Consider the following 10,777-nt stretch of genomic DNA (forward strand, 5'->3'; position numbering starts at 1 on the left):
CTGGATGAACGGTATCGGGAGGAGGCCGGACGATGACGAAAAGACAGTTGCGCAGCAATTTCGAACCGGGCACGTCGCGCTGGGCGGTGCGGCGGGCGCAGTGGCGGGCGCTAGGCCTCACCGATGAGGATATGGAAAAGCCGAAGATCGCCATCGTCAACACGTCTTCGGAACTGTCGATCTGTTTCAGCCATCTCGACCAGGTGTCCGCCCGCGTGAAGGAGGCGGTGCGCGCGGCCGGCGGCATTCCTTTCGAAATCCGCACGATCGCGCCGAGCGATTTCATCATCAGCGCCGGCCGCGCCGCGACCTATATCCTGCCGAGCCGCGATCTCATCACCAACGATATCGAGGTGGCGGTCGAGGGCGCGCAGCTCGACGGCATGATCTGTCTTGCCTCCTGCGACAAGACCACGCCAGGTCAGATCATGGCGGCCGCCCGCATCGACCTGCCGACGCTGGTCGCGCTCTGCGGTTATCAGGCGAGCGGACAATACCGTAACCATCACATGGATATCGAGGAGGTCTTCCTTCACGCAGGCCACCATGCCGCCGGCAAGCTCAGCTTCGAGGAACTGAAGGAGATGAGCGAGAACGCCATCAGGAGCCCCGGCGTCTGCTCCGGCATGGGCACGGCCAATTCCATGCATTCGGTCTGCGAGGCGCTCGGCATGGCGCTCCCCGGCGGTGCGCCGGTCAGGGCGATGAGCGACAGGATGATGGACTATGTCGATCGGGCCGGAAGCCGCATCGTCGACATGGTCTGGGAGGACCTGCGCCCGAGGAAGATCCTGACGCCGGGCGCTTTCCGCAATGCCGCCGCCACCGTGCTCGCGGTATCCGGATCGATCAACACGATCAAGCATTTGCAGGCGATCGCCGTCGAGGCCGGCCTCGATGTCGACGTCTACAGGATGTTCGAGGAGCTTTCCGGCGAGGTGCCGATCCTGGCCGCCGTGCGGCCGATCGGCCCGAACTCCATCGAGGAATTCGAGGATGCCGGCGGTGCGCGCGGCATCATGAAGCGGCTGGAACCGATCATCGATCGCGAGGCCCTTACCGTCACCGGCAGGACCTGGGGCGAGGAGCTTGAAGACGTCGGGATCGCCGATCCGGAGGTCATCCGCCCGCTCGACAGGCCTTTCGCCCACAAGCCCGGCATCGTCCTGCTGCGCGGTTCCCTCGCTCCTGACGGCGCGATCGCCAAGGTGGGCCTCCGCGGCCCCGGCCGGCCGATGAGCTTCGACGGCCCGGCCCGGGTCTTCGATAATTCGCCTTCGGCCGAAGCCGCGCTGAAGGAGCGGGTGGTGAAGCCCGGCGAAGTGCTGGTCTTGCGCGGCATGGGCGTCAGGGGTGGTCCCGGCATGGGAGGAGCCTCCCGCCTTGTCTTCGCGCTCGATGGTGCCGGCCTCGGTCCGGACGTCGCGGTGGTGACGGATGGCCAGTTGAGCGGTCTCGTCAATGTCGGCCTCGTCGTCGGCGAAGTGAAGCCGGAGGCATTCACCGGCGGGCCGCTCGGCCTCGTGAAGGATGGCGACCGCATCACCATCGATGTCGACGGCCGTTCGATCGAACTGCATGTTCCGCAGGCCGAACTCGCCATCCGGCGGGAAGCCTTTGTCGAGAAGCCGCTTTCCGCGGAAAAAGGCTGGCTCAGCCTCTATGGCAGCACCGTCACTCCGCTCGAAAAAGGTGCGACGCTGGTCGCCAGATGATCGCAGTCTATGGAGCTTCCCGGGAGTTGCGGAAACGCCGAAAATATGCGCCTGATGCCGGTCTCCATTTTTTCTCGAAACGAGAAAGACCGTGAACATACTTCTGGACATAGGCGCATTCCTGGCGACCGCCCGGGCCGGCAGCTTTTCCGCCGCCGGCCGTGACCTCGGGGTCGCCACATCCGTCATCACCAAACGCGTCAAGCGGCTGGAGGAGCATCTGGATACCCAGCTTTTCGTCCGCACGACCCGGCGTCTGGCGCTGACGGTCGACGGCGAGCGGCTGAGGCCGCGCCTGCAGCTTCTGGTCGGCGAGATCGAGGACACGCTGGCGACGCCCAACCAGCAGGACGCCGGCCTCACCGGAGCCTTGCGCATCAAGGCGCCGACAACGCTCGCTTCCATGTTCTTCGGCGATATCTGCGCGGCTTTCCAGGCCGAGAATCCGCGTGTCAAGATCGAGATCGTGCTGATCGACCGCTCGGTCAATCCGCTGGAGGAAGGGTTCGATATCGCCGTCGGCGCGCTGCCGCAATCCTATGCCTATGTCATCGATCATCCGCTCTGCTCGTATCCGCGCGTGCTCTGCGCCGCCCCCGGTTATTTCGGCAGCCGGAGGCGGCCGAAGACCCCGACGGAACTCGTCGGCCACGAGTGCATCACCTTCCATACGATCGGCACGACCTGGACGTTTCAGATGGAAACGAGCGCGCTGAACGTGGAGATCACGTCGAACTTCACGGCCAACGACAGCCGCATCCTGCTTGCCGCCGCCCGCAAGGGGCTGGGGCTGGCGATCCTGCCGCGTTTCCTGGCCCAGGCGGATCTCGACAGCGGCAGGCTGGAAGAGGTGATGCCCGAATTTCCCGTCGAGGCGCTGTGGGTCAAGGCGCTCGTGCCGCGCATCAAGATGAACAAGGCCGTGGTGGCCGAGTTCATATCCTATGTGCGGAGGCGCCTGTCCGCAGGCATTCCGGATCAGGCCATTCCAGCCTTTTGAGCGCAGGCCGGGGCACGGATTGCCTCTCCGGCTTTCGCGAAACACGAAAGCTGATCGCATCACTTGCTTGGTTCAAGGGCCGGCGTCTTCGGTTACCATCTCTCCCAAATGCGCCTGGAAGGCGCGGCATTTTTCGAGGGAGGGTTTCATGACGGAAACGCTGAGCAGGGAAACACGGATCGTCCGGCGTGAAAAGGACGCGCCGTTTCGAAAGCTCAAGGCGGATATCTGCGTCGTCGGCGCCGGCATCGCCGGCATTTCCGCAGCGCTGGAAGCCGCGCGCCTCGGCCGCAAGGTGGTGATCGTCGATGGCCAGGCGGCACTCGGCGGCCAGGCCGTCAACTCGATCATCGCCACCTTCTGCGGCCTGTTTTCGAACGGCACGCACGGTTATCAGTTCACCTATGGCGTGGCCGACCGGCTGCTCGCCTATCTGGAATCCCAGGACAGGTCGATCCACTACCGCCATGGGCCGAACACGACGGTCGTCTATTACGACGAAGTGGCGCTCGGCCGCTGGATGGAGCAAAGCGTGCTGGAGGCCGGCATCGAGGTCGTGCTGGGAGCCACGATCCTCGAGGCGCATGTCGAAGGCCGGCGTATCGTCCAGACGGATTTCATGACCCGTTACGGCGGCATTTCCATTGAGGCTACCGGCTGGGTCGAGGCGAGCGGCGATGCCGCCCTTGTCTGGCAGGCGGGGTTTGTCTGCCGCCAGCCTGAAAAAGGCGGCGTTTTCGGCACCCAGATGGTGGTGCTGGAGAACATCGACGAGGCGAGGCAGCCGACCCGGTTCGAAATCGCCGACCGCATGAGGGAAAAGGCGGAAGGCTACGGCCTGCTGCGGCGCGAGGGGCTGGGCTTCACCATTCCCGGCCGCGGGATCGCCGCCATGAACATGACGCATGTGGAAACGCCGCTCGATCCGGTCGAGGCTTCGAGGAAGGCGCTCGAAGGCAAGGACCAAGCGGCGCGCGCCGTGCAGTTTCTCAAGACCGAGTTTCCGGAATGCTTCGGCAATGCCCGCATCCGCTCCTTCGGCCTGCCGGGCATCCGCCAGACACGCTGGATCGCCGGCAGCCACCATTTGACGGTCGACGAGATCCGGGCCGGCACCAAGTTCGACGACGCCGTCGTCCGCACCGCCTGGCCGATCGAGCTGCACGACCACGGCGACGGTCACCACTGGATCACTTTCGACAAGGACCACGCGCATTACATCCCGCTCGGCAGCCTCACGCCGGACGAGTGCGACAACGTCGCCGCCGCCGGTCGTTGCATCGACGCGGATTCTGCCGCCCTTTCGAGCGTTCGCGTCATGGGGCCTTGCATCGGCATGGGCATGGCGGCCGCCAATGCGCTCGATCTCGCCGGAACCGGCAGCGTCCACCAGGTCGATCTGGCGGCACTGCGCGAGCGGGTTTCCGACAATGTCGAAAAGAAGCATTATCGTTGGACGGATGAAGAGATGCGCACCGCATCGTGAGGAGGACGCGATGAAGCTGACCGATTACGAAAAAACCATGTATGACGGCGGGCACGGACGCGCCAAGGCGCGCGCCATGGACCTGCTGATGCGATATGGCGAGGCGCTCGGCGCCGAACGTCTGGTCGAGACCAACAATGTTGCAGGCGCCTTCAACGCCTCGACGCCCTCGGTGCAGCCGATTGCCGAAAAGGGCATGGAACACGTCTATTCCGAGCTGAACCTCGACAGCGACGAGGTGGTGGACGTGCCACATATGGTGGCGCATACCTGCCAGCTCATCACCGGCATCGACAACGACAATTGGGAACTGCAGGGCGTGGACAAGGCGCTCGTGGACATGCAGCGCGCCAACGAGAAATTCCTCGGCCAGCGCGGCGTCAACATGTTCGCCACCTGCACGCCCTATCAGGTGGGCAACGTGCCGGTGAAGGGGGAACACTGCGCCTGGATGGAATCGTCGGCGGTCATCTACTGCAATTCCGTGCTCGGCGCCCGCACCAATGTCGAGGGCAAGGAAAGCACCGGGGCCGCGGCGCTGACCGGCCGCATTCCCTATTGGGGCTTCCACATCACCGAAAACCGCCGCGGCACCCATCTGGTCGAACTCGATATCGATGTCGACGACATGATGGATTGGGGTCTGCTCGGCTATTACATCGGCGAGGTGATCGGCGAGGACATCCCGGTGCTGAAGGGCGCAACCCGCCAGCCGGACCTCATCAAGCTCAAGCATTTTGGCGCGGCGGCAGCCTCGTCCGGCGGCGTCGAGATGTATCACATCCCCGGCATCACGCCGGAAGCGGACACGATCGAGGAAGCCTTTGGCGGTCGCGAGATACAGGGCATTTTCCGATATGGCGCGGCGGAGCGGCGCGAAACCTATGAGAAGCTGCAGAGTGCGACCGAAAGGCAGGTCGATTTCATCATGCTCGGCTGTCCGCACAACTCCATCGACCAGTTGGCCCTGATCGCCCATCTGCTGGAGAACAGGAAAATCCATGCGGAAGTGAAGCTCTGGGTGCATACGCCGCGCGCCATCAAGCAGGTGGCCGAGCGCAACGGCTATCTCGATATCATCAAGGATGCCGGCGGCGTCGTCATGAGCGATACCTGTCCCGCCATTTCCCGCCGCCTGCCGCAGGGAACACGCGTCATCGCCACGGATTCCGCCAAGCAGGCGCATTACCTGCCGGCGATTACTGGCGTTGAGGGCTGGTTCGGCTCGGTTCGCGATTGCGTCGACGCGGCCCTGACCGGCCAGTGGAATGGGAGGGCCTGATGGATATCGCGACCGAAGCAAAACCCGAAACGATCGTGCTCAAGGGCCGCAAGGTCGTGGCCGGCCGCGCCGAGGGCGAGGCGCTGGTGACGGCCGAGACGATCTCCGGCTGGGGCGGCATCAACGAGCGCACCGGCACGGTCATCGAGCGCCGGCACGAGATGCGGGGCGTGTCCTTCGCCGGCAAGATCCTTGTCTTTCCCGGCGCCAAGGGCTCGTCCGGCTGGTCGGCCTATTTCCACATGACGCGATTGAACGGCGTCCAGCCCCAGGCGATGATCTTTACCCGGATGACGACCAAGATCGCGCTTGGCGCGGTCGTCACGCGCGTTCCGGCGATCACCGAGCTGGACCAGGACCCGCTCTCGGTGATCGAAACCGGCGACTGGGTCGTCGTCGATGCCGATGCCGGCACGGTGACCGTGACCAGAAGGCAGCCGGCCTGACGTCATTTCCCGGTGCCGCGGGCTGCGGCTGAACGTTGCCTGACGTGTTTCGCAGGGAGCACTTTTGCGTCTTGATCTCGCCGGAAAAGTCGGCGAAGCAGAAGACAGAGATGCAAACAAGGAACACCCCATGCAGCAGGCCCTCGTGCTCGAGAAAAAAGGCGTCCTCTCCTTGCGGGAAATCGATCTTCCGACCGAGGTGGGACGGGGTGACGTCAAGATCGCGATCGATACGGTCGGCGTCTGCGGCAGCGACGTCCATTATTATACCCATGGCGCCATCGGTCCCTATGTGCTGCGCGAACCCATGGTGCTCGGCCACGAGGCGGCCGGGATCGTTGTCGAAGCGGGTGCCGACGTGAAAGGCCTCAAGGTCGGCGATCGCGTCTGCATGGAGCCCGGCGTGCCGAACCTTTCCTCGCGCGCCTCCAAGCTCGGCCTCTACAATGTCGATCCCGATGTCCGCTTCTGGGCGACTCCGCCGATCCACGGCGTGCTGACCCCCTTCGTCATCCACCCGGCCGCTTTCACCTACAGGCTGCCGGACAATGTCTCCTTTGCCGAAGGCGCGATGGTCGAGCCGTTTGCCATCGGCATGCAGGCCGCCACCCGCGCCCGTATCCAGCCGGGCGATGTCGGTGCGGTGATCGGCGCGGGACCGATCGGCATCATGGTGGCGCTTGCGGCGCTCGCCGGCGGCTGCGCGCGCGTCTTCGTTTCGGATCTGAGCGCCGACAAGCTGAAGATCGCCGGCCAGTATCCGGGCATCATCCCGGTCGACGTTACCAAGCGGCCGTTTGCGGACGTGATTGCCGAAGAAACCGGCGGCTGGGGCGCGGACGTGGTGTTCGAGGCGAGCGGCAGCCCGAAGGCCTTCAAGGGCATGTTCGATCTGGTCCGCCCCGGCGGCGCCTTCGTGCTGGTCGGCCTGCCTGTCGAACCGGTTCCCTTCGATGTCGCAAGCGCGATTTCCAAGGAAGTGCGGATCGAGACGGTGTTCCGCTATGCCAACATCTTCGACCGGGCGCTGGAATTGATCGCCTCGGGCAAGGTGGACCTGAAACCCCTGATCACCGGCACGTTCGATTTCCAGGATTCGATCAAGGCCTTCGAACGAGCCGCAGCCGGACATCCGTCGGACGTCAAGCTGCAGATCAAGCTCAAGGGATAGGCGGTCTCAGGCGGCGCGGACGAACCGGCTCGCGAGCGAAGCCGGTTTGTGGAGCGGCACGCGGCGCAGCATTTCGAGCCCGAAGAGACGGGCGTTCTGCCGTGCCTTGTCGAGATTGCTGATGCGGTTCTCGTCCATGCTATAGAGCGTGCCGCCGATATCGAAGATGTCGCGGAAGGCGGCGCGTTCGATGATCGGCGTGTCGAGCACGTCGACATTGCGCTCGGCGAGCAGCATCTTGACCGTCAGCAGCGCGCGTGTCGTCACCATCGAATTGACGCGGGTCAGCACGACGGAATGGGGTACGCGGAGATTGGCCTTCTCCTCCAGGTAGCGGAGGAGTTCCAGGACGTTGGCGCCGCCCTGCGCGTCCATGGCGCAGCCCTGGATCGGGATGAGAACATGGTCGGAAAGACCGATCGCCTTCGCGAGCAGGGGCGTCTGGGCGCCCGGCAGATCCAGCACGAAATAGTCGGTCTTGTGACGGTTTTCGGAGATATGGCGCTCGAGGGATGCCTGCGTCACATAGGAAATGACGTTGAGTCTTTCGTTCGGCGGCGAGAGCTGGTGCCAGCGGGAGATCCAGTATTGCGGATCGGCATCGAGAATGGTGACGCGATAGCCTTGCTCAACGAGTTCGGTTGCGAGGAGGAGCACGGCCGTGGTCTTGCCCGCTCCGCCCTTGGTGTTGGCAAAGGTAATGACTGGCATCTGAGGTTCCTGTCCGGTTGCGAGCGGGATCGCTCTTTCACCGCACCCTCATGATGCGTTGCCCCATTCTTGCCAAACATGGTTAACGGCCTGTGAAGATCGCATGGGCAGATGTCACCGTCGGCGGTCGGCGGCGAGAATTTCCCGGGCGATCTGTTCCAGCGGCACGACCTTGTCGACGCCGCCATGGGCGATCGCTTCCTTCGGCATTCCGAAGACGACGGACGTCGCCTCGTCCTGCGCCACGGTATAGGCGCCTGCCTGGTGCATCTCGTTCATGCCGCGTGCGCCGTCGTCGCCCATGCCGGTCATGATGACGCCCATGGCATTGGCGCCGGCCGAGCGGGCGGCGGAGCGGAACAGCACGTCGACGGAAGGCCGGTGGCGGCTGACGAGCGGACCGGCCCGGACCGACACCTCGTAGCGCGCGCCGCGCCGTTCGAGCAGCATGTGCTTGTCGCCCGGCGCGATCAGCACATGGCCGCGCAGGACGGGATCGCCGTCCGCCGCTTCCTTGACCTCCACCTCGCAAAGCCCGTTGAGGCGCTTGGCGAAGGCGGCCGTGAACCTCTCCGGCATGTGCTGGACGATGACCATGCCCGGCGAATTGGCGGGCAGCGCCTCGAGAAGCTCCCGAAGCGCCTCGGTGCCGCCGGTGGAGGCGCCGACGCAGACCACCATTTCCGTCGTCTTCGCCATGGCGCCGATCCTCGGGGGCGGCAGGACCGCATCGGCGGTCAGCTTGGCCGTGGTGCTCCCCTCCGACAGGCGGGACGCACGCAGCTTGGCGACGCTGGCGCGGGCGGCGCCCTTCACGACGGTGCGAATCCGGTCGGCGGTCTCGGCAAGATGGTCGGCTGCGCCGATCTTCGGCTTCAGGATGATGTCGACCGCGCCGGCCTCCAACGCCTGCATCAGCGTTTCCGAGCCGCTTTCCGTCAGGGAGGAGCACATCACCACCGGGATGGGGTGCTGCGCCATCAGCTTGCGCAGGAAGGTGATGCCGTCCATCTGCGGCATTTCCACATCGAGCGTGATGACGTCGGGGATCTCCTCGCGGATCTTTCGCGCCGCCATGAACGGATCGTTGGCGACCGCCATGACCTCGATATCGGGGTCCGCGGAGAGAATGGTCGTCAGCATCTGACGGATGCTTGCCGAGTCGTCGATGATCAGGACACGGATCTTGCCGCCCATGGTGTCATATCCGTTTGAAGACAGTGTTTGCCACCTGCTTGACCGGCAGGTCGAAACCGGTGACGGTCTCCGAGTGGCCGATGAACAGGTAACCGCCGGGAACGAGGCAGTTGCACAGCCGCGTCAGCACATGCTGCTGGGTCGGCTTGTCGAAATAGATCAGCACGTTGCGGCAGAAGATGATGTGCATGGGGTCGCCGACCGGGTAGGCGTCGTCCATCAGGTTCAGCCGGGCGAAACCGACGCGCGAGCGGAGTTTCGGAGCGATGCGCATTTCCTGCCGCCGGCCGTCGGACGCCTGCATCACGTATTTCCGCATCATCTCGGTCGGAACGGGCTGCAGGAGGTCGCTCTGGTAGATGCCGCGCTGGGCCTTTTGCAGCACGTCGGTCGAAAGGTCGGTGGCGAGGATGAAGAAGTCCCGTTCAGGCGCATTCGCCGCCAGGAAGTCGGCGAGCACCATGCCCATGGTATAGGGTTCCGCGCCGGTGGAGCAGGCGGAACTCCAGGTGCGCAGGCGCCGGTCGCCGAAAGTCTTCACGATATCCGGAAGCGCCGTCCGGACCATGTAGTCGAAGTGCTTCGGCTCGCGGAAGAAATCGGTCTTGTTGGTGGTGACGGCGTCGATGAGGAAGATCGCTTCCGCTTCGATGCCGCCGTGCTTGAAAAGGTAGTCGCAATAGCTGTCGAAGGTCGGCAGGCCGGTGACGCGCAGACGCCGGCGAAGCCGACCCTCCAGCATGGTCAGTTTCGTATGCGGCATCTTTATGCCGCTGTAATTGTAGATATATCTCGCCAGCACGTCGAAATTGCGCTTGCTCAACCGGTCGTCGAGTGGCTGGGTCTTCACTGCCATGTTCACGCACATACCCCCGTACACATTACCTGTCCTTCACGAGGTTCGATGGCTCACGCCACCTGGGCTTGCGGACCGACATCGGCGAGTGCTGTCCCCGAATCCGAGAACAGCTTTGCAAGATCGACGATGACGACGAAGCCGCTATCCCGTCGCACGACGCCGGCGATGTAATCGGAGCGCCATCGCACTCCGATATCCGGCGCCGTCTCGATCTGGCCGTCGCGGAACGGCACCACCTCGAAAACCCGGTCGGCCACGAGGCCGAGAGCGAGCATCCGGTCGACAACCGGCACGTCGAGCACGAGAATGCGCGTGTGCGGCGTCTTGACGGTCCTGCTCATGCCGAGCCGGAGACGAAGGTCGATCACCGGCACGCCCTGGCCGCGCACGTCGCGTAGGCCCAGGAGATATTCCGGGCCATGCGGGATCTTGAACGGTTCCTCGTGGTCGAGGATCTCGCGGACCACCTCGACGGGGACCGCGAAAACCTCGTCGCCGAGGGCGAAGGTTACAAACTGAGCCTCGGAAGACGTACCTGCCATCATGCGCTCTCCCTGAAATGATCGTCATCCTCGTCGGGGCTTCCCATCGACATGTCGAGGGCGAAGCCCTTGGCGCGCGCCATCTGCGCCTTGACGGATTGGTCGCCCGGCCGCGCGGCGAACGACGGCTGCTGCGCGAGCCGCGAAACGGCGGGCTTCGCTGCGGCAGGCCGCGCCGCGACCGGTCTTGCCTTGTCCCTGGCAGCGCCCGCGCGGTCGACCTTGAAGAAGGCGATGGAGGTCTGCAGCTCCTCGGCCTGCGAAGCGAGTTCTTCCGAAGTGGCCGACATCTCTTCCGAGGCGCCGGCATTCTGCTGCGTCACCTTGTCGAGCTGCTGGATCGCCTCGTTGATCTGCGAGGCGCCGAT

General features: G+C 64.3%; 10 protein-coding genes and 1 pseudogene. 6 read left to right on the plus strand and 5 right to left on the minus strand.

Going from position 1 to position 10,777, the window contains the following annotated elements:
- Positions 1 to 32: 32 nt before the first annotated feature.
- The 6 genes from ilvD to ACFFP0_RS08290 all read left to right on the plus strand — a co-directional run bounded on the left by ilvD (position 33) and on the right by ACFFP0_RS08290 (position 7,100).
- The gene (ilvD, locus tag ACFFP0_RS08265; protein ID WP_377258855.1) at positions 33 to 1,715 is read left to right on the plus strand and encodes a dihydroxy-acid dehydratase; all 1,683 of its coding nucleotides are present in this window, start codon (positions 33 to 35) and stop codon (positions 1,713 to 1,715) included.
- A 91-nt stretch (positions 1,716 to 1,806) separates the two neighbouring features.
- Positions 1,807 to 2,715, plus strand: a complete 909-nt coding sequence (locus tag ACFFP0_RS08270) for a LysR family transcriptional regulator (RefSeq protein ID WP_377258858.1) — start codon at positions 1,807 to 1,809, stop codon at positions 2,713 to 2,715.
- A 148-nt stretch (positions 2,716 to 2,863) separates the two neighbouring features.
- Entirely contained in the window at positions 2,864 to 4,201 is a 1,338-nt protein-coding gene (locus ACFFP0_RS08275; RefSeq protein WP_377258860.1) for an FAD-dependent oxidoreductase, read from the plus strand.
- Between the two features lie 10 nt (positions 4,202 to 4,211).
- Positions 4,212 to 5,483, plus strand: a complete 1,272-nt coding sequence (locus tag ACFFP0_RS08280; RefSeq protein WP_377258863.1) for an aconitase X — start codon at positions 4,212 to 4,214, stop codon at positions 5,481 to 5,483.
- Positions 5,483 to 5,929, plus strand: coding sequence for an aconitase X swivel domain-containing protein (locus ACFFP0_RS08285; protein ID WP_377258866.1), 447 nt, complete (start codon positions 5,483 to 5,485; stop codon positions 5,927 to 5,929). Before ACFFP0_RS08280 ends, ACFFP0_RS08285 begins: the two co-directional genes overlap by 1 nt.
- 130 nt (positions 5,930 to 6,059) lie before the next feature.
- Positions 6,060 to 7,100, plus strand: coding sequence for an NAD(P)-dependent alcohol dehydrogenase (locus tag ACFFP0_RS08290; RefSeq protein ID WP_377258869.1), 1,041 nt, complete (start codon positions 6,060 to 6,062; stop codon positions 7,098 to 7,100).
- Between the two features lie 6 nt (positions 7,101 to 7,106).
- Here ACFFP0_RS08290 and ACFFP0_RS08295 read toward each other — a convergent pair whose 3' ends face one another.
- The 5 genes and pseudogenes from ACFFP0_RS08295 to ACFFP0_RS08315 form a co-directional block, all read right to left on the minus strand.
- Positions 7,107 to 7,811 (minus strand): AAA family ATPase, encoded by a 705-nt coding sequence (locus ACFFP0_RS08295; RefSeq protein ID WP_377258872.1) that lies wholly within the window; start codon positions 7,809 to 7,811, stop codon positions 7,107 to 7,109.
- A 114-nt stretch (positions 7,812 to 7,925) separates the two neighbouring features.
- Positions 7,926 to 9,008 carry a protein-glutamate methylesterase/protein-glutamine glutaminase gene (locus tag ACFFP0_RS08300; protein ID WP_377258875.1) on the minus strand — a complete coding sequence of 361 codons (1,083 nt, stop codon included), beginning with the start codon at positions 9,006 to 9,008 and terminating at the stop codon, positions 7,926 to 7,928.
- Between the two features lie 4 nt (positions 9,009 to 9,012).
- A complete protein-coding gene (locus ACFFP0_RS08305) occupies positions 9,013 to 9,876 on the minus strand; it encodes a CheR family methyltransferase (protein ID WP_377258885.1) in 864 nt (287 codons plus the stop codon).
- 41 nt (positions 9,877 to 9,917) lie between these two features.
- Positions 9,918 to 10,409 (minus strand): chemotaxis protein CheW, encoded by a 492-nt coding sequence (locus tag ACFFP0_RS08310; RefSeq protein ID WP_377258879.1) that lies wholly within the window; start codon positions 10,407 to 10,409, stop codon positions 9,918 to 9,920.
- Positions 10,409 to 10,777 (minus strand): annotated as a pseudogene (locus ACFFP0_RS08315) (methyl-accepting chemotaxis protein); the annotation flags it as partial. The pseudogene ACFFP0_RS08315 and the gene ACFFP0_RS08310, both read right to left, overlap by 1 nt.

It is taken from the genome of Neorhizobium puerariae (assembly GCF_042429745.1).
Taxonomy (GTDB): Bacteria; Pseudomonadota; Alphaproteobacteria; order Rhizobiales; family Rhizobiaceae; genus Neorhizobium; species Neorhizobium puerariae.

Bases quoted from the DNA above. Each gene is read 5' to 3' on its own strand.
- ilvD (WP_377258855.1), top strand. From the start codon at position 33: ATGACGAAAAGACAGTTGCGCAGCAATTTCGAACCGGGCACGTCGCGC.
- ACFFP0_RS08275 (WP_377258860.1), top strand. From the start codon at position 2,864: ATGACGGAAACGCTGAGCAGGGAAACACGGATCGTCCGGCGTGAAAAG.
- ACFFP0_RS08280 (WP_377258863.1), top strand. From the start codon at position 4,212: ATGAAGCTGACCGATTACGAAAAAACCATGTATGACGGCGGGCACGGA.
- ACFFP0_RS08285 (WP_377258866.1), top strand. From the start codon at position 5,483: ATGGATATCGCGACCGAAGCAAAACCCGAAACGATCGTGCTCAAGGGC.
- ACFFP0_RS08290 (WP_377258869.1), top strand. From the start codon at position 6,060: ATGCAGCAGGCCCTCGTGCTCGAGAAAAAAGGCGTCCTCTCCTTGCGG.
- ACFFP0_RS08295 (WP_377258872.1), bottom strand. From the start codon at position 7,811: ATGCCAGTCATTACCTTTGCCAACACCAAGGGCGGAGCGGGCAAGACC.
- ACFFP0_RS08300 (WP_377258875.1), bottom strand. From the start codon at position 9,008: ATGGGCGGCAAGATCCGTGTCCTGATCATCGACGACTCGGCAAGCATC.
- ACFFP0_RS08305 (WP_377258885.1), bottom strand. From the start codon at position 9,876: ATGTGCGTGAACATGGCAGTGAAGACCCAGCCACTCGACGACCGGTTG.
- ACFFP0_RS08310 (WP_377258879.1), bottom strand. From the start codon at position 10,409: ATGGCAGGTACGTCTTCCGAGGCTCAGTTTGTAACCTTCGCCCTCGGC.